General features: G+C 44.3%; 17 protein-coding genes. 10 read left to right on the top strand and 7 right to left on the bottom strand.

What is annotated here, in order from left to right; all coding sequences use genetic code 11:
* The first annotated feature begins 48 nt into the window (after window positions 1–48).
* The 9 genes from ADH67_RS09945 to ADH67_RS09905 all read left to right on the top strand — a co-directional run bounded on the left by ADH67_RS09945 (window position 49) and on the right by ADH67_RS09905 (window position 12,641).
* On the top strand, window positions 49–1,401 hold the full coding sequence (locus tag ADH67_RS09945; protein WP_066593904.1) for a DEAD/DEAH box helicase: 1,353 nt from the start codon (window positions 49–51) through the stop codon (window positions 1,399–1,401).
* Window positions 1,379–2,479, top strand: coding sequence for a 3-deoxy-7-phosphoheptulonate synthase (locus ADH67_RS09940; protein WP_066593906.1), 1,101 nt, complete (start codon window positions 1,379–1,381; stop codon window positions 2,477–2,479). The genes ADH67_RS09945 and ADH67_RS09940 overlap by 23 nt, the downstream gene beginning before the upstream one ends.
* Window positions 2,472–2,831 (top strand): hypothetical protein, encoded by a 360-nt coding sequence (locus ADH67_RS09935; protein WP_066593912.1) that lies wholly within the window; start codon window positions 2,472–2,474, stop codon window positions 2,829–2,831. Before ADH67_RS09940 ends, ADH67_RS09935 begins: the two co-directional genes overlap by 8 nt.
* Complete coding sequence (locus tag ADH67_RS09930; protein WP_066593914.1) at window positions 2,831–4,657, top strand: aminopeptidase P family protein; 1,827 nt, start codon at window positions 2,831–2,833, stop codon at window positions 4,655–4,657. Before ADH67_RS09935 ends, ADH67_RS09930 begins: the two co-directional genes overlap by 1 nt.
* A gap of 8 nt (window positions 4,658–4,665) precedes the next feature.
* On the top strand, window positions 4,666–5,676 hold the full coding sequence (locus ADH67_RS09925; RefSeq protein WP_066593915.1) for a YeiH family protein: 1,011 nt from the start codon (window positions 4,666–4,668) through the stop codon (window positions 5,674–5,676).
* A 233-nt stretch (window positions 5,677–5,909) separates the two neighbouring features.
* On the top strand, window positions 5,910–7,556 hold the full coding sequence (locus ADH67_RS09920) for a type I restriction-modification system subunit M/S (RefSeq protein WP_066593917.1): 1,647 nt from the start codon (window positions 5,910–5,912) through the stop codon (window positions 7,554–7,556).
* 316 nt (window positions 7,557–7,872) lie between these two features.
* Window positions 7,873–8,979 carry an efflux RND transporter periplasmic adaptor subunit gene (locus tag ADH67_RS09915; RefSeq protein ID WP_066593918.1) on the top strand — a complete coding sequence of 369 codons (1,107 nt, stop codon included), beginning with the start codon at window positions 7,873–7,875 and terminating at the stop codon, window positions 8,977–8,979.
* 2 nt (window positions 8,980–8,981) lie between these two features.
* A complete protein-coding gene (locus tag ADH67_RS09910; protein WP_066593919.1) occupies window positions 8,982–12,077 on the top strand; it encodes an efflux RND transporter permease subunit in 3,096 nt (1,031 codons plus the stop codon).
* A gap of 192 nt (window positions 12,078–12,269) precedes the next feature.
* Window positions 12,270–12,641, top strand: a complete 372-nt coding sequence (locus tag ADH67_RS09905) for a NirD/YgiW/YdeI family stress tolerance protein (RefSeq protein ID WP_066593924.1) — start codon at window positions 12,270–12,272, stop codon at window positions 12,639–12,641.
* Between the two features lie 77 nt (window positions 12,642–12,718).
* Here the strand turns inward: ADH67_RS09905 and ADH67_RS09900 are convergent, their stop codons facing one another.
* From ADH67_RS09900 to ADH67_RS13200, 7 genes are all read right to left on the bottom strand, one after another.
* Window positions 12,719–13,501: a transporter substrate-binding domain-containing protein gene (locus ADH67_RS09900; RefSeq protein WP_066593925.1), complete on the bottom strand. Its 783-nt coding sequence runs from the start codon at window positions 13,499–13,501 to the stop codon at window positions 12,719–12,721.
* Between the two features lie 81 nt (window positions 13,502–13,582).
* The gene (locus ADH67_RS09895) at window positions 13,583–14,311 is read right to left on the bottom strand and encodes a pseudouridine synthase (protein WP_066593927.1); all 729 of its coding nucleotides are present in this window, start codon (window positions 14,309–14,311) and stop codon (window positions 13,583–13,585) included.
* A 16-nt stretch (window positions 14,312–14,327) separates the two neighbouring features.
* A complete protein-coding gene (locus tag ADH67_RS09890; RefSeq protein WP_066593929.1) occupies window positions 14,328–15,017 on the bottom strand; it encodes an AAA family ATPase in 690 nt (229 codons plus the stop codon).
* 190 nt (window positions 15,018–15,207) lie between these two features.
* Window positions 15,208–16,359, bottom strand: coding sequence for a molecular chaperone DnaJ (dnaJ, locus tag ADH67_RS09885; protein WP_066593931.1), 1,152 nt, complete (start codon window positions 16,357–16,359; stop codon window positions 15,208–15,210).
* 125 nt (window positions 16,360–16,484) lie between these two features.
* A complete protein-coding gene (gene dnaK / locus ADH67_RS09880) occupies window positions 16,485–18,398 on the bottom strand; it encodes a molecular chaperone DnaK (protein ID WP_066593933.1) in 1,914 nt (637 codons plus the stop codon).
* 76 nt (window positions 18,399–18,474) lie between these two features.
* Window positions 18,475–19,041, bottom strand: a complete 567-nt coding sequence (gene grpE / locus ADH67_RS09875; RefSeq protein WP_066593935.1) for a nucleotide exchange factor GrpE — start codon at window positions 19,039–19,041, stop codon at window positions 18,475–18,477.
* Window positions 19,042–19,278: 237 nt separating this feature from the next.
* Window positions 19,279–19,557, bottom strand: a complete 279-nt coding sequence (locus tag ADH67_RS13200; RefSeq protein ID WP_143597742.1) for a hypothetical protein — start codon at window positions 19,555–19,557, stop codon at window positions 19,279–19,281.
* A 199-nt stretch (window positions 19,558–19,756) separates the two neighbouring features.
* On the opposite strand from ADH67_RS13200, the gene ADH67_RS09865 reads away from it, so the two are divergent.
* Window positions 19,757–21,646, top strand: coding sequence for an IS1634 family transposase (locus ADH67_RS09865; RefSeq protein ID WP_066591418.1), 1,890 nt, complete (start codon window positions 19,757–19,759; stop codon window positions 21,644–21,646).
* Window positions 21,647–21,681 lie beyond the last annotated feature (35 nt).

Here is a 21,681-nt window from a genome sequence, read left to right as displayed (position 1 = left end):
TGAGAAACATTCGAAATTAGACTTTCAAAGGTAAAAAAGGAGAACATCATGTCCGTACGCTTTGATAATCTTGGACTTTCGGAAAACCTTCAGAAAACCGTCACTAAGAATGGATATTCCGACCCTACCCCGGTTCAGGCACAAGCCATTCCGATTATTCAACAAGGAAAAGATCTGCTCGCAGCAGCTCAAACAGGAACGGGGAAAACTGCAGCCTTCGTACTCCCTTTGCTCAATGAGATTGAAAAAGACCCGACGGATTATCAGCCGTGTTCTCCTCGAGTTTTGATTCTGACTCCGACCCGCGAATTAGCAGCTCAAGTTGCCGAAAACATTGAAATGCTCAAAGGCAACCTTCCGGTCAGAGTAGCCTTGGCCTACGGCGGCGTAGGCATCAATCCGCAAAAGAAGGCATTAGCCAAAGGAACGGATTTTCTGGTTGCCACTCCGGGACGTTTACTCGATCTCATTGGCCAAAGAATGGCCAAGCTTTCTTCAACCCATACTCTTGTCCTGGACGAAGCCGACAGAATGCTGGACATGGGTTTTCTTCCTGACCTGAAACGCATCATGAAGTTTTTACCGGAAGATCGCCAGACTCTGTTGTTTTCGGCAACCTTCTCTCCTGAAATTAAAAAACTCAGCCTTCAGTTCCTTAATAATCCGGAAAGTGTTGAAGTCTCCAGAAACAAAACTGCCGACCTTGTCCGTCAAACTTTCTATAAGGTGCCAAAGACGGCAAAAGCCGATGTCATCCGTGATTTGATTATCGATAATCAATGGAACCAAACGCTGATCTTTACCAGAACAAAATACGGCGCCGACAAACTGTGCAAGCAGCTCCTCAGAGACGGCTTTAAAGCAAAAGCCATTCACGGGGATAAAAGTCAGAACCATCGAAGCACTGCTTTAGAAGAATTCAAGAAAGGCGAACTACCGATCCTTGTGGCTACGGATGTCGCCGCAAGAGGGCTGGATATTGAAAAGCTACCTCAGGTCGTTAACTACGAACTTCCCGAACAGGCAGAGGATTACGTTCACCGCATCGGGAGAGTCGGAAGAGCCGGCCTTGAAGGAGAAGCCTATTCTTTAGTCGGCAGTGAAGAGCTCCCTCGTTTCAAAGCAATTGAAAAATTTTTAAAAACCTCACTAAAAGCTACTGAGTTTCCAGGCCTGAATTACGAGAACTACAAAGAGAGCTCAGGTTCTGGCTCTGAAGGAGCATCTCGGAAGAAAAGCAGTCCGCGGACCAGCAAATCAGCGCCAAGAAACGCCAAAAACCGAGACTCAGCCTCTAAAATGGACAAGAGCAAGAATAAAAGTCCTCGCGGTTCAAGAAGAAGAGCCTCGGGCAAAACCTCCGAAACGAGAAAACAGAATGAAACAACCAGAATTAAATGAAGTAAAACGCTCTGCAGGATTTTCGCTTGAAGACGTCAACATTGAGGGCTTCTCCCCGATGCCGACTCCGGCGGAAATCAAAACCACGGCGCCTTTAACTGAGGCTGCAGCAGCTAACGTGGCCAAAGGACGTACAGCTGTCAAGAATATTCTTGATGGTCAAGACGATCGCTTGATCGTTATCACAGGCCCATGTTCTATTCACGATCCTAAGGCTGCTTTAGATTACGCTGAAAGATTGCTTTCTATCTCGGACCATATTTCCGAGACCATTTTTCCCATCATGCGCGTTTATTTCGAAAAGCCAAGAACCGTTGCAGGTTGGAAAGGCTTTATCAACGATCCGCACATGGATAATTCCTTCAATATGGCTGAAGGAATGCTTGAGGCCCGCAAGCTTTTGCTTAAGATTAACGAGATGGGATTAGCAGTCGGAACCGAAGCGCTCGATCCTTTCAGTCCTCAGTATCTCGGTGAATTAATCAGCTGGTATGCGATCGGCGCCCGCACAACCGAAAGCCAGACTCATCGAGAAATGGCCAGCGGCTTGTCTGCTCCGGTCGGATTCAAGAACGGCACCGACGGGTTGCTCGCAACTTCTATCAACGCTATCAAAGCCAGCCTCCACAGCCACTACTTCCTCGGAATTTACGAAAACGGCCAAAGCTCCATTATCAAAACTAAAGGAAATGCTTACAGCCACTTAGTGCTGCGCGGAGGCGGCGGAAGACCGAACTTTGATACCGTCAGCATCATGCTTGCGGAAAAAGAGCTGGAAAAAGCCGGTTTGGAAAAACGCATAATTGTTGACTGCTCACACGGCAACAGCATGAAAAATCCGGCCCTTCAACCTTTTGTTCTGAAAGACTGCATCACCCAGATTGTGAACGGAAATACTTCAATTTGCGGTGTAATGCTTGAGAGCAACATTCATGAGGGCAATCAACCGATTCCGGAAGATCTTTCTCAACTTAAATACGGTGTTTCCGTTACAGATGCCTGCATCGACTGGGAAACAACGGAGCATGCTTTACGTCAAGCACACAGAAAATTATTGGACAAAAAATTAAATGATTAGAAGAATTCTGATACTGGCATCCTCTTTAGCCGTTCTGTTTTTAGCCGCATGTTCGACAACCGGCGACTCCTATCGTCAGGCGTTCATCCCGCATGTGGACCGAGCAGGCCTCGATCCTCTCATTGACTCTCCGGTAAGAACTCAAACGGAATGCAAGGGAGTGGAATTATTTTCAGCCGGAGAAAAGCTTGCGGGCTTTAAATTCGAATGTCCTGACCTTGACGTAGAAGCGACTCTCAATGAACTCAGAGATGCCGGATGGCGTATTGAAAAAATGAATATTGGAAAACAAGTAGTCGAATCCAATGAAAGCGGCACCCCGTTGAGCATTCAAATTAGAAAGGTATATTAATGGCGCTTCGAGCAGAAGATAAACTCACTCTTATTCGCACCTACATGGAAGAAAAAGGGCTTGATGCTCTGATTGTTCCTACAGCCGACCCGCATCTTTCCGAATATTTGGATAAGCATTATGCCTCTCGTGAATGGTTAACAGGATTCACAGGCTCAACCGGAGATGTAATCGTCGCTAAAAAAGAAGCAGCTCTTTTTACTGATTCAAGATATTGGATTCAGGCAGAAAGACAACTCGCAGATACGGGAATTTCTCTTATCAAAGCACAAGGGAGGTTGATATCAGAGGAAAATGCATGGCTGAGAGAAAACTTATCTTCCGGCTCTTCCGTCGGAGTACCTGCTGCCTTTATTAGTGCAGCAGATGCCGACATTTTAGAAAAAGAACTGCAGGAATCCGGCATCAAGTTAGTTCTTCTAGAAGAAGATCCGTTTGACGCTGTCTGGAAAGAAGACAGGCCGAAGGTCTCTTTCAGTCCGATTTTTGAACACAAAATTAGTCCCAGAAGTGTTAAAGACAAAATTGGGATATTAAAGCCTCTCGTTGAGAAAGAAGGTGCACAAAAGCTCTTGCTCACCAGTCTGGAAGACATTGCGTGGCTGACAAATCTGAGAGGCAATGATCTACCGGAAACTCCTGTTTTCTATTCATTCGGGATGTATGACGTAGAGAACGGTTTGACAATTTTTGTCAATGAAAAGAGCATCTCCGTCCCTCTGGCGCTCAACCTCGTTCTGAAGAACGTTAATTTTAGGCCGTATGAAGAGTTTTCTGATTATTTGAGCTCTTTGGATAAAGAAGAAAAAGTTCTTTATTCGCCATCCACAGCTAACGCTCTAATTGCAAAGAAACTTCAAAAATTTTCTTCTCCTATCAAGGGAGAAGATATTGTTGAACTTTTAAGAGCCAGAAAAACTCCCCAAGAGGTCAAGCTTATCGACGAGGCCATGCTGAAAGACGGCGTTGCACTAGCAAAATTTTTCTGCTGGCTTGATAAAAATAAAGACAGCGGAGAATTAACGGAAGAATCGTGCGCCGAAAAGCTTCTGGAATTCCGAAAAGAGCAGACAGGTTTTCTTTGTTCCAGCTTCAAAACTATTTGTGCCTTCGGACCAAATGCAGCTCTCCCGCATTACCAACCGAATCACGATAAGCCGGTAAAAATACAAGGAAGCGGATTTTTGTTGATTGATTCGGGGGCCCAGTATCCTGAGGGGACAACGGACATTACTCGAACAGTTCCGATAGGCGACCCTTCCGAACAGATGAAGGCTGATTACACGGCAGTCTTAAGAGGACATATCAACCTTGCCAAGTTAATCTTTCCGGAAAACATTTCATCACAAATCTTAGATACAGCTGCAAGGGCACCAATTTGGGAAGATTTAGCCGATTATGGGCATGGGACCGGCCACGGCGTTGGCTTCTTTTTGAATGTCCATGAAGGTCCTCAACGAATTAGCTATCCTCGCGTTTCAAACGGGGTTAATTCATTAGTAAGCTACAGAACCCAAATAAAAAAGGGCATGATTACCAGTAATGAGCCCGGTTTGTACCGTGAAGGAAAATGGGGAATTAGGATTGAAAACTTAACTGTCGCTATTCCTGCAGGAGATAGCGAGTTCGGAAGCTTCTTAGGTTTTCGGACTCTTAGTCTATGTCCGATTGATTTGACACTTGTTAACTCAAAATTGTTCCAAACCGATGAAATAAACTGGCTAAACGCTTACCATAGCGCCGTGTGGAAGAAACTTTCTCCACTACTTATTGATGATATTGAGACACAGGAGTGGTTAAAAGCCAAGACCTCCCCTGTGTGTTAGGAGGTTATATGGTTAGCAGAACGAAAGTCTGGCTTGAGTCCCGATGGAGGGGGACCCTTATTGCGGTCATTATTGGTGCAGCTGCACTTTATGTTTCCGAGAAGTATGGCGGCCCCGCCGTTTTGTTCGCTCTTCTGTTTGGAATGGCTTTTCATTTTCTTTCTGAAGAAAAGAGAACGTTAGGCGGCATCCATTTCTGCGCTACTACGGTTTTAAGAATCGGTGTGGCCCTGCTTGGTGCAAAAATTTCTGCAGAGCAACTTAGTCTTTTATCGCCCGCATTGCTTGTAGTTATTGTCGGAGGTGTTTTCTGTACCGTTATTTTCGGTGTAATAATCAACAAGTTCTTCAAGTGGCCTACTGCTGAGGCAGCATTGGCCGGTGCATCCACTGCAATTTGCGGTGCATCTGCCGCTATTGCTTTGGCTGCAACACTTAACAAGAGTCAGCTTCGCGAACAAGCATTGTTAGCAATCGTCGTTGTTGTTACCGCTTTGTCAACATTAGCGATGATTATTTATCCAAGCATTTGCTCCCTGCTTGGATACAATAATGTGGATGCCGGTATTTTCCTCGGCGGCACCATTCATGACGTCGCTCAGGTAGTCGGTGCCGGTGCCATGATTGGTCCGGATTGTTTGGAAATTGCCAGCATGACAAAGATGTTGAGAGTTGCGATGATTATCCCGATGCTCATCATCTTCATGTTTATTTTCGCCTCTAAGAAACACAGAGAAGCTGAAGAAGCAGCTAAGCCGTGGTACAAGAACATTCCTTCGTTCTTGATCTGGTTCATTGTTTTAGCCGGATTAAACGTCGGCGGCGCTATTCCAACCGAAGTTTCCAATGCAATGGGTGAAATCTCCAGATTGTTCATTTTGATTTCTATCGGCGCTCTTGGTCTTAAGACTTCTTTAGGTAAGTTAAAAGAAGTTGGTTGGACACCGATTATCCTTATGACACTAGACACATTCTTCTTATTGTTCTGGGTCATTATCGGTATCGCTATTATTAAATAATCCGGTTTTGCGCTGCGATGAATCCTCCTTCGGGAGGATTTTTTGTGCCTTGCAGTTATGTTCCGTCGGTCCTTTTCGTGGGTTCGAAAAATAGACAAAAGATTGAAGTTATAATAGCATTTTAGGATGATTAAACCTAACATATTAAATAAGTACTTTAAAGCTTATAAAACAAGGAACTTATTCGCAATTTTTTTCATCGGTTTTTCATCACAACAATTTAGGGCATCAGTATGAATCCTTCCTTACAGAATATGAATCTTGCTTTAGCTGTCATCGCTTTCAGAGCATTGGCCCGGCTAAATGAAATAGAATTTAAAAGCCTCAGCAGCAATCTCACGAACTTCTTCTCGGCCATTAAAGAAAAGCTTCCTGAGTACGAAGTTCAAATTTCTAAAGCTACTTTCTTGCTTGGCAAAATGCCTTTAAAGGAGCAAGAGAATATTTTGGAACTTGTTCATAGTGTGTCCGGCACTTCAGAATCATCATTTTCCCCAGCCAAAAGCGCCTGGAGTGTCTTGAAATACACATCTTTGTTCAACAAACTATTTTCCTATTTACAAAGACCTGTTGCCGACTCTATCTCGCTTTGTTTGTCACCGTTAAATCAGAAAGTTCCAGCGGAGCAAGAATTCCTTTGTTTCGGAGATATCGGACTGACTACCGCATTTGCCCTAGCTTTGAGAGGCAAACAAGTTGATTATGTGCCCTTCTCTGCTTCTTACCAACTATCCTCAGAATTTCTCGACTTAATCGTTAGTGCTGAAAACACAAAAGGAAAGATTAAGCGGAATATCGCCGCAAATCAAGAAGGTTCGGCATTTTCGACGAACGGGAAGGACTATGCCGGAGCATTTGTTTTTCCTAATCCAGATGCAGCCAGTTTCAATATTGAACCCTTTATGAAAGCTATTTCTGCCCCTCTGGTTTTTTTGATTCCTGCTCCGTTACTTTGGATGAGAACAACAGAGGACAGAAAACTTCGGAAAGACCTGATCGGAGGGAATAATCTAAAAGCGGTCATCATGCTTCCGCCGAATTCAGTGAGCGACTCGGGATGTGATTTCGCCCTCTTGGTCTTGAACACGCCGAGTACAGAAAACGAAGTTTGGTTCATTGATAAATCAAATCAGAAGACTTTTCTCACAAGAAAACGAACTTTGCACGATTCCTTAGAAAGTTTTGATCTGCTTGAGAGATCTCAAAATTCGGGTTCTGCAAGTCGAGAAGAACTAATTCAGAATGACTTTAATTTGAATCCTAAGCGTTATGCCTCAAAAAGCAACGATTTGTTTTCTAAGGTTAAGCCCGAAAATCTCATGCGTCTAAGCGAGATAGTTGAACTCATCAGAGCTCAAGAAATTCCCGCAGATGAAGATAATTGGACAATGACCGTAAAAGAAGTTCTGCCCAAAGATATCGATGAAATCGGTCTTATTGAAATGCCACAAAAAATCCTGCTTGTTGCCAAGAAAGGAGAAAAGAGAGCCCTGCAAGCCACCCTTGAAGAAGAAGACGTTATCCTTTGCATCAAGAGCGGAAACTGGAAATGCGGATTATGGACATATCCGGATAAGAGATGCACAGCTGGTTCCTGCTTTGTTATTTTCCGAGTAAAAAATGAATTTAAAAAGCTTTTACCTCCTTTCTACCTTATGCGACTTCTTCGGTCTTCAGCTCTTCAAGAAAGGTTCAATAGCTTGAGCATCGGCACTCGCGCCCCTCTTTTGAAAATGGAGGATCTTCGCCAGATAGCCTTCCCTTTACCAAGTGCAGATGAGATTACCCAGGAAAAGGAAAAATTTGAGCAGCAGGTAAAACTTCTTAAAGAGATTCGTCGGAAGACTAAAGAGATTCAAGAACTAAATATGGATATTTAATTTATTATCGGTGCGGCTGACTCCCGCACCTTTTTCTGCCCACAAATCTATCTCAGCTCATCGGCTTTCTTCAGTTAGCTTATAGAAAATATCAACTTCAGAAATCTACGATTTTCATTTTTCTGTTTGGGTAAATACCGAAAATTAATTATTTTTCCCGCTTGTTTTTCATAACCTGTCTGCACATCCTAAGTACCTGAGATATTATTGAATCTCGTTAATTTATTTTCAATTTGCAACCGCGGATCTCTAGAAGGAATGAGACTTTCAAATGCGTTATCCTTGGTAATCAAAACCTTCAATCCAAAAAAAAATCATGAATAAATTTTTCCGTTGTGGCATTTTTGGAGCAGTTCTCCTCTCTATGGTTTTGTGCGGGTGTCAAGAAGAGAAAAAAACAGCACCCAAAGCCAAACCTATTCCTGTTCATACTTTAGCTGCAGTACCATCAAATCAACCTTATTGGGTCGAGGTTTTTGGTCAAACCGAGGGCAATGAAGCCGTGTTGGTTTATCCTCAGGTAACCGGTCCTATCTTGGAAAGAGTCTATCGTGAAGGACAGGCCGTAAAAAAAGGAGAGCCCTTATTCATTATTGATCCGGCTCCCTTCGAAGCTGTTTATGAAAGTGCGGCAGCCGCTGCACAGCAAGCTCAGGCAAACTTAAAACAAGCCCAAAGAGAAGCAAAAAGATATACCGAACTTCACAAAGTCAAAGCCGTAAGCAGCAAAGAATACACAGACGCAGTTTCTTCTTATGAAGTAAGCAAGGCGAATTTACAAGCTGCTCTGGCAAAAGAAAAAGAAGCAAAAATCACGCTTGGATATACAACGGTCAAGGCTCCTGTTGACGGAGTTGCCGGTCGCTCTTTAGTTAATCCCGGAACTTTAGTGCAGGCTAATTCCACGCAGTTGACGGACATTACTCAAGAAGACGTTTTGAAGGCTAGATTCTCATTAAGCGACAGCCAACTTCATGGTTACGAAATCAATGAAAATTCGCCGGTTTTTGTTTTTAATGACAAATTGAAAGAACCCGTCGAAGGAAAAATCAACTTTACTTCAATTCAGGTTGATCCAAAAACCGGAACTCGTTCCTTAAGTGCAGAAATTCCTTCTGTCGGAGGATTGCTCCCCGGTCAATACGTCACAGTACGTCTTACTTTAGGCATGCAGAACGGCGTTTTCCTTATTCCACAGAAAGCTATTCGCCAGTTGTCTGACGGGACCTATTCCGTTTACCTGTTAAAAGACAATAAAGCCAGAGCAACTCCGATTACAGTCGGCAAATGGTCAGGAAAAGATTGGATTGTGACAGGCGGTCTTAAAGCCGGAGATGAAGTCATTATTGACAATATACAGAGACTCAAAGATAAATCTACCGTTGATAAGATTTCAGCCAACAACGCTCCCGGGAAGAAATAATTATGCTTTCACAATTTTGCATCCGTCGGCCAATTTTTGCCTCGGTAATGTCAATCATTATTGTGATTGCAGGGCTTTTGGCCGGCCGTTTCCTGCCTGTTGGACAATATCCGGAAATTACACCTCCGGTTGTATTTGTCTCGGCCACCTACGAAGGTGCGGACGCTGCTACATTAGCTAAAACCGTTGCTGCCCCGATTGAGGATCAACTTTCTGGCGTCGAAGGTCTTCTTTATTACGAAACTTCACTTCGCTCCAACGGCACTGTCCGCATTACCTGTACATTTGAAGTCGGAACAGATCCCAATGATGCGATGCTGGAGATTAATAACCGCGTCAGATCTGCGGAAAGACGGCTTCCCGAAACAGTCCGTCAAGGCGGCGTCAACGTTAGAAAGAGAAGTGAGGAAACCCTCATGATTGTGCCCTTCTACTCTCCCAACGGGGAGCTGAAGAACATTCAACTTGCTGACTTCGTCAATTTAAATGTTATTGATGATCTCAAGAGAGTGCCCGGAGTCGGAGACGTAGACGTTTTCGGCAACTCTCAAAGTGCGATGAGAATTTGGCTCGACCCGAAAAAAATGGGCCAGTTGGGCATTACTGCAATGGACGTCCATAATGCTATTGAGCAACAAAACATGCAGTATGCCGCGGGTAAAGTCGGCGCCGCACCTAACGAGGATGACCAACAGCTTGTTTACACCATTCGAACCAAAGGTCAGCTTCTAACACCGGAAGAGTTCGGCAACATCACTTTGGTTTCAAACGGTGCAGAAGGTATTCTGAGAATCAGAGACATTGCCAGAGTAGAAGTCGGCAACCGCAGTTATGAAGCCTACAACCGCCTGAATGACTATCCAAGCATCACCGTTGCCGTCTATCTTCAGCCCGGCGCTAACGCCCTGCAAACTGCTGAAGACGTTAAGGCAAAGCTTAAAGAACTTTCAGAAAGCTTTCCGGACAATATTGCTTATACCATTACCGATGACAACTCTCTCTTCGTGGAAGCGGCTCTGAGTGAAGTTCTTCAAACTTTATTTGAAGCAGCTTTACTCGTCCTTTTGGTCGTCTATATCTTCCTGCAGAGTTGGCGTGCCACAATCATTCCAATGCTTGCCGTGCCGGTTTCTTTAATCGGAACCTTAGCGGGTCTTTGGGCATTAGGTTTCAGTATCAATACGCTGACATTGTTTGCGATGACACTGGCTATCGGTATTGTTGTTGATGATGCCATTGTGGTGCTGGAAAACGTTGAACGTTTAATGGTCACGGAACATCTCAGCCCTCTGGAAGCCAGTAAGAAAGCGATGAAAGAAGTCGGCAGTGCTCTTGTCGCCATCGTTTTGGTCTTGAGTACGGTATTTACGCCGGTTGCTTTCTTAGGAGGCATTGCGGGTGAACTTTACAGACAATTCGCCGTAACAATCGGTGTCTCGGTTGTTTTATCCGGGTTCGTCGCTCTGACCCTTACTCCGGCCTTATGCGCCATTTTGCTCAAGCGTAAAGACAGGCCGTTGAAGATATTTGACTATTTCAACCAGGGATTTAATACCTTCAGAAATTTCTTTGTTTCGGAAGTTGCTTTTTTCCTTCGCAATAAATGGCTTGCTGCACTTTCTTTGCTTATTGCAATTTGGGGTTCTTGGGAGTTTCTACAGATTGTGCCGACTTCTTTTGTTCCAAAGGAAGACCAAGGAATGGCACGCCTTGCGATCCAGCTTCCTGAGGGAGCTTCCTTAAACCGTACCGGCGTCACGGTTGATGAAATTTCTAAAGATATCCGGAAAATTGAAGGAGTACATCAGGTCACGGTTCTGGTCGCCAATGACACTATTGCAAACGATACTAAATCGAATGCCGCTACATTTTTAGTCCAGCTGGAACCTTGGGAAGAAAGAAGCATTACTTCCAATGAAGTCATCAAGAAACTTCAAAATCTCATCAACAAGCGATCAGACTCAACCGGTCAAGCCGTTAATCCTGCCCCTATCCGAGGATTAGGACGAGCCGGTGGTTTGGATTTTTATATTCAGTCCAGAGAAAGCGACGATCCTTTGGCTCTTCAGCAAGTCTCTCAAGACTTCAGAGATGCTCTAGTTAAGGAAGATTCCGTCAGCAGTGCCCGCTCCATGGTATCGGCTGATGCCCCGCAGTTATTCCTGACAGTTGATGAAGCCAAGGCTCTGGCTATGAATATTCCGATTAAAGATGTCTATAACACTCTGGCTTACTTCATGGGCGGTAAATATGTTAATGACTTCACAAGAATCGGGAAGATCTACCGTGTCTATATCCAAGCTGATGCAAAGTTCAGAATGACTCCTGAAGCTCTCGGAGAACTCTACGTACGTTCTTCGACCGGACAAATGGTTCCTCTTTCGACACTAACAAAAGTAGAAAGAACCTCAGGACCGGAATCTCTGAAAAGAGTCAACGGGTTCTTAGCCGGCTCAATGAACGTGCAGTCCGAGCAAGGCTACAGTACCGGCGACCTCATTACCGCTGTGGAAGCGCACAGTGCCAACTTGCCAAGCGGCTATCATCTTGAGTGGGTCGGTCAAGCATTCCATGAAAAGCGCATCGGCAGCTCATCGGCCAGTGCTTTTGCCTTCGGCATGATCATAGTGTTCCTTATCTTGGCAGCACAGTTTGAACGGTGGTCGCTCCCGATTGCCGTCGTTATGGCTGTTCCCTATTCCATTCTCGGAGCTCTCATTGCCACTTACTTCAGAGGATTCAACAACGATATCTATTTCCAAATCGGATTGTTGGTATTGGTGGGTTTGACAGCAAAGAATGCAATTTTGATTGTTGAGTTTGCTTCACAACTGATGCATGAAGGCAAATCTGTCCGCGAGGCTGCTTTAGAAGCTGCCAAACTGCGTCTCAGACCAATCGTGATGACTTCCATGGCGTTTATTCTCGGCGTCATCCCTCTGGCAACCGCCACCGGAGCCGGGGCAGCTGCGAGACAATCCATGGGTACAGGCGTGCTTGGCGGAATGTTGGCAGCGACCTTCATCACCACGTTCTTTATTCCCGTGTTCTTTACTTGGTTTGTTTCCAAGAAACAAAAGAAAGTCCAAGAGAATTAGAGCAAAACACGCTGCAGAGGATAGATTCCAAAGCAGCGTTTTTTTCGGGACAGCGCTCTGTAACGAATTCTCTCCTTTTGTTGGAAACCGTAAAAACCTATGTCCCATAGCCCGAAAAAGGTCTTTGGTAACGTTATTTACACTCTCAAAATCTATCTTGAGCCTCAGGTTTTTACTTTTAAGGAGACCTGAATGCAATTACGTACATTTATTGCAACCGGTTTGCTCGGCCTTGGCTTTGTTCTCGGCAATGCGCAAGCTGAGGGAATCGAAACGGCAGCTTTCAACGGAAGCGGCCCAGTCGATAAGACAGTTCAAGATGTTGGCGTCCGAGGTGTTCCATTCGAACTCGTCGAGCTAGACGGCAACTTGATTGAAGCTGTCGGAGGCGAAGACTACATATTCCAAGATTCAACCGGTAAGATCATTGTTCACGTTCCGGAAGAATTGATGGTAGGACAAGTCATCTCCCAGAACACTCCGGTTAAAGTTCAAGGTGAAGTCCATCAAGATGTCGTCCAACCAAAGTCTGTGGACGTTTTTGATATTGAACCGCTTCAATAGAAAAATTGAAATGATCTAAATACTCCATGGGAGTTGGAAAGAGGAGCTTTCGGCTCCTCTTTTGGATCAATCAGATCTTATTTGATGTAATGGTTTTCCCACTTATCCATTGTTCCGTCAGCCTTGACCTTCTTCATCCAGTCATTGACTGCTTCTTCAAGTTTCGGATAGCCTTGTTTCATCAAAACGCCGAAATGATTTTCCGTAAACGGCTTATCAACTAAAGGAGCTGCCAGCTTAGGATTGTCTCTGACATAACGGCGAGCTTCCATCGTTTCGGTAATCATAACGTCAGCCTTGCCTTCACCGACTAAGCCCGGAATCTCAGCATTATGTTCATGCATTGTGAGCTGAGCTTTTGGAGTGGATTCTTTAGCAAACTTCTCGTTTGTTCCGCCCGGGTTGTACATCACTCTAACTTCCGGCTTGTTGACGTCTGCGAGAGATTTGAACTGGCCTTCTTTGCCTTTAGTAACAAGAATGGTTTTGCCAAATGTGAGATATCCGTCAGACATGGTCATCACTTTCTTGCGTGCATCGGTCACAGTAATCCCGCTGATGCCCACATCAAACTTATCGTCCATTGTGTCTTGCTGAAGAGTCTTCCACTTCGTCGGAACATACTCGAGCTTAACACCTAAATATTTGGCCAGAGATTCTGCCATTTCAGCATCGAACCCTTCATATTTACCGGTTTCTTTATTGAGGTAGCTCATTGGCTTGTAATCGCCGGTAGAACCAACTTTCAGAACTCCGCTTTCTTTAATCTGGGCTAAAGAACGAGCTGAAGCATCCATTGAAACGGTGGAGACAGCCATAGCCATTGCGGCCAAGGCCAACGGGAAGATAATTTTTTTCATGATGATTGAGGTAAAAAAGTTATATCTTTTAAATATATTGCGAAAAAATGCTCATTAGAAAAAAACGAAAAAAGGTTTTCCCTAACTCAACGCATCAATATCTGCTTTGTAATTCTCTAACCAGCCCATGCGATCCAGAACATTTTTAAATTCATCATCTAACGGTGCTTGGACAGCCAGCGAAGCTGCACCGGGAAGCTGGATTTTCAATAAGGCACAATGTAAAAGCATTCTGGATATTCCAAAATACTCATACAGTGCTCTATTGAGGTTTCCCTTGCCGTATGTCGCATCACCGATTACCGGATGAGCAAGCCATTTCAGATGACGACGAATCTGGTGCTGTCGTCCCGTTTCCAACCAGAGCCGGATAAGCGACAGTCTGGTTTTGTCATATTTTCCTAATGGAACCGGGACCTCTCCGAATGCAATCGTTTTAAAGTGACTGACAGTTGCCTGCGGTTCCGTTTTCTGTGTTCTTAAATACGGGTCAACCGGGGGACGGAGAGCATGATCAATAGTACCTTCTTGCGGTGCGAATCCTCTGGCTACCACGAAATAGAATTTTTCGATGCTGGCATTTGCATTAAAGAAGGCAACATCTTCCGGACTAAAGACAAAAATGATTGCTCCGGAGGTACCTCTGTCAAGCCTAGTTAAAGGCCAAACCTTTCGCCCGAGTTGATCTCGTACAGTCTGTAAAAGAAACTCTGTATCGCCGTTGGCAATTTCAGTTTTGTGCACGAGCATTTTCGGAGGCTTATTCACCACAGCAAATCTTTCGTTCTGATACAGAATCTCCACAGACATCTATCCGGCCTTTCCGTTATTTTTTAACGATATCGTTTAAGAAAATTGATCTTGTTATTTTCGCAAAACTTTCCTGATTAAAAGGCTTCTCACAAACTTTGCTCTTAACCTCTTCAATGATCGTCTTGTATTCTGCAAAAGAAGGAACCTTGTGACCTACCTCGATACCGTGTTCTTGCAAAAACCGCCGGCTCGGACCGTCCAGTGGGAAATACACATCTGGGCACACCCAATACATGCCAATCGTCAAATTGAACTTAATTCCATACTGAGTCGTAGTCAGACGATCAAACATTGAGCCGACATCTTGGCTGTTATCAAGCAACGCAAGAAAAAAATTCCAAAGATTTTGAATGTCCTCTGCAGTTTTTCCGTCCTTAAATGAAAAGAACATTGAGTTTTCATTGCTTAACGGAGGAATTCCATGAAAATTTTGAGGAATCGGTTCCTTTACCTCAAAGAACTCTTTGAAAGCCTCAGCTACTAAGGATTTCTTGGGATCAGAAATGTGTCGGTTCATAACGCCAAGGAAAGTGAACGGATCAATATCCCTAACCTTCACACCTTCCGGATTGTGCAAATAAGTTGTTTCTTCAGGAAGTTTTTCAAAAAGAAAAGCTAGCAAGGCTCTTCTGTCTGATGCATATTTCTTTAAACCATTGCAGAGCGCAGGATAAAAAGTAACCCAACTAAAATCTTCATTCATAACCAACTCCAAAAGTTCCAATCAGGCTACTACGCTGACTTCTCGATCCTTCGGATATCGGCAATTTTGGGAAAACTCAAACGTGAAAGTGTTTCGGGCCGTTAACCAACCGACAGAGGAACCTCGGCAAAAATAAAGCCTCCAAAGTCATTATCCAATGGAGGCTGAGATGAATTTCTGACAAACGAACTTATTTGAACAAGTCCCCTAATTTGTCGAAAAATCCTTTTTTCTCAGGTGCGTGATGGCTTCTCTTACTTTTATGGAGAGTTGCCTCAAAGTTCTTCAAAATTTCTTTTTGTTCATCAGTCAAGTTAACCGGAGTTTCAACGGCTGTATGAACGTAGAGGTCACCGAAATTGCTGGTACGCAAGCTCTTAATACCCTTTCCTCTCAGACGGAAAATCTTACCGGACTGAGTTCCTTCAGGAATCTTCAAGGTTAGCTTACCGTTCAATGTCGGAACTTCAAGTTCTCCGCCAAGAGCAGCCTGAGCAAAGCTCAACGGCATTTCAAGGTGCAAGTCGGCACCGTCTCTATCAAATATGTCGTGCTGTTTAACAGAAACTACAACATACAAGTCTCCGTTGGAGCCGCCGTTTTCACCGGGATACCCGCGGCCTGCAAGACGAATCTTCTGACCGTCGTCAATACCTGCAGGAATTTGAACCTGAATCTTCTTCCTTTCTTCCTTCCAACCTGTTCCATGACATTTCGGACACGGCTTATCGATGACGGTACCTTTTCCATGACAGGTAGGACAAGTTTGTTCAACTTGGAAGAAACCTGCGCCTACTCTTACGCTGCCTGCGCCATGACAAGTCGGACATTGTTTAGGTTTAGTACCCTTCTTAGCGCCGGTGCCGTCGCATTCTTCACATTTTGTCCAGGTAGGAACGAGAATTTCGGTTTCATAACCTTCGGCGGCTTGTTCCAGTGTGATTTCGATTTCATACTGTAAATCTTCACCGCGGCGCATGTTTCGGTTTCCGCCGCGAGATCTTGCCTGACCGCCGAAGAAGTCGGCAAAGATATCGTTAATGTTGTCAAAGCCCGCAGAAGAGAAGCCTCCGAATCCGCCTTCAAATCCGCCGAAGCCGCCTTGACCGCCTCCGAATGCGGAATGACCGTAGCGATCATATGCAGCACGTTTCTGGGGATCGCTCAAAACCTCGTAAGCTTCACCGACCTGTTTGAATTTTTCTTCAGCTGCTTTATCTCCGTGATTGCGATCCGGATGGTATTTCATCGCCAGACGGCGATAATTCTTTTTGATTTCTTCTTGGGTAGCGGTTCTTTCTACACCCAGAACTTCGTAATAATCGAGTTCAGCTTCTGCCATTGAATAATCTCTTTATACAAGCGAAATTTGAATAGTTTAGTGTAGTCAATAGGGCCGCTCCCTTGCAGGAGCGACCCTAATTTTTATTATCTAAATGATAACGCTATCGTGTTCAACTTTACTGATTAGACTTCTTTGAAATCAGCGTCAACTACGTCGTCATCTTTCTTCTGCTGCTGAGCACCGCTTTGTTGCTGCTGTGCACCAGGTTGAGCCTGCTGAGCGTTCAGTTTTTCACCAATCTTCTGAGCAGCAGTGTTCAAAGCCTCAGTACGTTTAACGATAAGGTCTTTGTCTTCACCTCTTGCGGCTTCTTCAAGTTCCTTGATAGCAGCTTCGCAAGCGGCTCTGTCAGTAGCTTCAACCTTTTCGCCAAGGTCAGCAAGAGTCTTCTGGACCTGGTGAATTGCAGCATCAGCGTTGTTACGTGCAGTTGCCAATTCAACACGACGGCGGTCTTCAGCCTTATTAGCTTCAGCATCGGCAACCATTCTTTCAACATCTTCTTCAGTCAAGCCGGAGCTTGCCTTAATAGTGATCTTGTTTTCCTTGCCGGTAGCTTTATCCTTAGCAGAGACGTGAAGAATACCGTTTGCGTCGATATCGAAGGTAACTTCAATCTGAGGCAAACCACGCGGAGCCGGAGCAATGCCTTCGAGGTTGAATTCACCAAGAAGCTTGTTATCTGCAGCCATTTCACGTTCGCCTTGGTAAACCTTAATAGTTACGGCAGGCTGGTTGTCTTCGGCTGTAGAGAATGTCTGGCTGTGCTTTGTAGGAATTGTTGTGTTGCGCTTGATCATCGGAGTCATAACACCGCCAAGTGTTTCGATACCGAGAGTAAGAGGTGTCACGTCTAACAACAATACGTCATTGCGGTCGCCGGAAAGAACAGCACCCTGAATTGCAGCACCGATAGCAACGGCTTCATCCGGGTTAACGTCTTTACGAGGATCCTTTTCGAAGAACTTCTTAACGGCTTCCTGAACAGCAGGCATACGTGTCTGACCACCAACCAAAATAACGTCGGAAATGTCTTGGACTGTTGCACCGGCATCCTTAAGAGCCTTCTTGCAAGGTTCAATAGTTCTTTGGATCAAATCTTCGACCAAGCTTTCGAGCTTAGAACGCGTAAGTTTGATGTTCAAATGTTTCGGACCTGTTGCATCAGCTGTGATGTAAGGAAGGTTGATTTCAGTTTCCTGACGGCTGGACAATTCAATCTTGGCCTTTTCAGCAGCGTCCTTCAAACGTTGGAGAGCCAAAATATCCTTGCTCAAGTCAATGCCTGTATCTTTCTTGAATTCGCCGATTACATAATCAACGATTCTCTGGTCAAAGTCTTCACCGCCGAGGAATGTATCGCCGTTGGTAGACAAAACTTCGAATTGTTTTTCACCGTCAACATCGGCCAAGTCAATAATGGAGATATCGAATGTACCGCCGCCGAGGTCATAAACAGCGATCTTGCGGTCGCCCTTGCCGCCTTTATCCATACCGAAAGCCAAAGCCGCAGCTGTCGGTTCGTTAATGATACGGCGAACATCCAAACCAGCGATCTTACCAGCGTCTTTTGTAGCTTGACGCTGAGAGTCATTGAAGTAAGCCGGAACTGTAATAACGGCTTCTGTAACCTTTTCACCGAGATAATCTTCGGCAGTTTGTTTCATCTTGCGAAGAATTTCAGCGGAAACCTGCTGCGGAGCCAAATCCTTATCGCCAAGAACCTGAACCCAAGCGTCACCGTTAGGAGCCTTAATAATCTTATAAGGCATCAAACTGATATCTTTTTGAACTTCTTTGTCGTCGTAGCGGCGGCCGATCAAACGTTTAATAGCAAACAATGTGTTTGCCGGATTTGTAACAGCTTGGCGTTTAGCAGGAGCGCCGACTAAAACTTCACCGTTTTCCAAATAAGCAACGATGGAAGGTGTTGTACGAGCGCCTTCGCTATTTTCGATAACACGGACCTTTTCACCTTCAACAACAGCAACAGCCGAGTTGGTTGTGCCAAGGTCAATACCAATAATTTTTGCCATTCTATTTTCCTCACATTGGGGCTTTCAACCCCGTTCTATTTTCAATATTGAGACGATTCTTAAAAAAACAAGTCCTTTATTGAGCGACCGCCACCATTGCGGGTCTTAGTACCCTATCGGCAATTTTCCAGCCTCTTTGGAACACCTGGGCAACGCAGCCCGGCTGGACTGCAGGATCTTTCACCATCGTTATTGCCTGCATGGTATTGGGATCAAATTTGAGACCAACAGGATTCTCTTCTTTCATCCCGTTATTTTCCAAGGCACTTTTCAGTTGCCGATAAGTCATTTCCAGACCTTCTTTCAAAGGTCCTTGTTCGTTAGCACAAGCTTCCAAGGCTTTTTCCATGCTATCGACAACCGGGAGCATAGCTTCTGCAAATTTTTCAATACTAAATTTGCGGGCTTTGGCTACGTCTTCTGCGGCACGGCGGCGGACGTTATCTGCCTCAGCAACGGCACGAACATATAAATCGTAATTCTCAGCTGCTTTGGCCTCAGCAGCTGCCAACTCTTTAGCGGGATCGAGTTCGGGGAGTTCCGGCACTTCGGGTACTTGGTCCTGCACTGCTTCTTCAGCGGCGCCTGGAGCTTCCTTTCCTTCCATGGTCTGTTTATTTTGATCGAATCTATTTTCTTGCATTCAACACTCCGTAAATTAAGGAGGCAAGACGAAAAATAAAGTATCTCGTCTCTATAAGGTTGCATATGGTGACAACGCCATATTTTTCAACCTTGCATGAATACACTTTAAACCACTTAGATGGAAACCCTTAAACGACCCACCCGAATTAAGCCATCCTTTGCTTTCGAGGATCTGCGTTTTGAAAACATTTGTTTCCAAACTAAAAAAACTCTTAGGAATCAAGAAGTAAAACTGCTATTTTGCTCTCTCTCCGAGAAGCATGAAAAAGACAGGGAAACCTGCGAAAAGTATCAATTCACAGATTTTTACTGTGTTTTGCTGAAGAAAAAATCTTTTTGCTCTGAACAGTCCGTCGGTGCGGTCCTTAAAAATATTCATCAGAAACCGGTTCATATTCAGCTTGGATTTGCCCACAGCGATACAGCCGGAGAAAGCCGTTAAGCCTCTTCTAATCTTCTTTCCTACACTGGCTCGTGAAGTCCAAAGACTTGTCGTAAGTTGTTGACTTGACATCCAACAGACCCAGCAAAGAAGAGTAAAGGTTATCGTGGCTTGCTTCTTTGTCTAAGACCTTTCTCCTGTCTTTAATACTTTTTATTTAGTCTGATCCGTTTTGAACCCCGATGGGTTCTTTATTTTTGCCTAAATTTATTTTCTAATAATATGTATTAACTGTAGTATAATTAGCTTAATGATAAATCTTGGGGGTCCTATGCGTTATAGGTTGGGGTTTAGTTCTAACAAAGACAGTTCTAGTGTTTATATCGAGTGTTCTATTCGAAAGCCAGGTGTCAAACATCCCGTTCGAGAAATCATTAAACGCTTTGGAAAGAAAAAAGACCTCTTAGCTAAAGACCCTGCGGCACTACAAAAGATCCAAGAAGAGGTTGACCGGATGAACCTCAACTGTGAGGGTAGGAAACTGCTTTCCACTCCCACTTCTCTTGAGTTACTTTCTAAAGATTTATCCGAGCTTCTTCAACGACAAACTTTGGATCCTAGTGCCGTTTTTTGTACTCGTAGTGCCGGCTATCTTATCTTGCGCCGCCTCTATGATGAACTTAAATTGGATGCTAAGTTCGATTACATTGCAACGAAAGGCTCTTTCAAGTATGACTTAGCAGAAATTGCCAAGGAACTAATTTTGCTCAGAATTCTTGCCCCGTCCTCCAAGAGACGTTCCTCAATCGAAGGACCCGAGCGTTATCTTGGCATGGAGTTTGATAATCTAAATCAAATCTACAAAGCTCTGGATGTACTCTGTGCGAATAAAAGCGACATCATCCGATACTGGAATCGTCAAATCAGCAAGCTGGTTCCCGACAGGGATACTTCGATTTGTCTTTATGACATAACTACATATGCCTTTGAGAGTACCGATCAAGATGCGCTAAGAGATTTTGGCTATTCCAAGGACAAGAAATTTAATGAAGTCCAAGTAGTTATGGGATTAGCTACGGACAAACAAGGCTTGCCCCTCGACTATGGTCTCTACAGAGGCAATCAGGCTGAGGGGGCTACTATGGTGCCCTTTGTTAGTGAACTAAAGAAGAAATTTAATGTTAAAAGCTTCACGGTAGTTGCCGATAGAGGTCTGAACAGCCAAGCTAATATCGACGCTCTGATAAAACTCGGAGATAACTACGTTCTAGCCTCCAAGATAAGAGGCGCAAGCAGCGATATACAAAGAGAAGTTCTCTCTGAGGAAGGCAGAGTTCCAATACAGAAAGTCTCCGAAGACGGGGAAATCTTAGACTTCGGCTGGTACAAAGAAATTCAATTGAACGGTCCTATCAGCTACGAGTCGCCGGAATACGTCTTTGAAGACGGTGACAAAGAGAAAGAAAAGCAACTTGAGAAAAACTTAAACCATACAAAAACGAAATCTGGGAAATACGTAAAAAGCCAATTAAAACGCAGACTCATCGTTACCTGGACCGAGGCCAGAGCCAGAAAAGACAGAAAAGACCGAGAAAGGTTAATCAAGAAAGCTCAGGAGCTAGTTGGAAAACCTTCTAAGATCAAGACCTCATTCAAAAGAGGAGGAAGAAGTTTTATTCTCTTAGATATGGATTTGGAGACTGCAAGAATAAATGAATCACTAATTGCAGCACAGGAGCAATTTGATGGAATTCATGTTATCGAAACATCATTGAGTTCACCTGCTTCAGAAGTGGTAAGAATCTATAAAAACTTATGGAGAATTGAAGATAGTTTCCGCCATTTAAAAAGTACTTTTGAGGCAAGACCAGTATATTTACGGCTGCCGGATCATGTGCGCGGACACTTCCTAATCTGCTTTTTAGCTTTATGCGTCCATCGTTATTTGGAATATAAACTTCGGGCAAATAATACTCCGGCCACGACCGATGGAATTATCAGAGGACTGAACCGAGCCACGATATCATTGATTAATCCAACCTCCGGGATTGAGTTTTACGGCACCGCTGGCTTTGACTCTACAGTACGAAACATTATGAATCTAGTTGGCTTGACGCCTCCAAATACTTACGAAGACCCAAGCGCTTTGAGGAAGAAAATGCGACTCTACACTTCTGTCAAAGATTTATTCTCTTCTACTACAATAAGTTTAGAAAATTAAGAAAAAGAGAAACTAGAGCTGACGGGGCCTCACAG

Origin of the sequence: Turicimonas muris, assembly GCF_002221595.1 — a bacterium.
In the GTDB taxonomy this organism is placed as follows: Bacteria; Pseudomonadota; Gammaproteobacteria; order Burkholderiales; family Burkholderiaceae_F; genus Turicimonas; species Turicimonas muris.
This window is presented reverse-complemented; position numbering and strand designations above follow the sequence as displayed.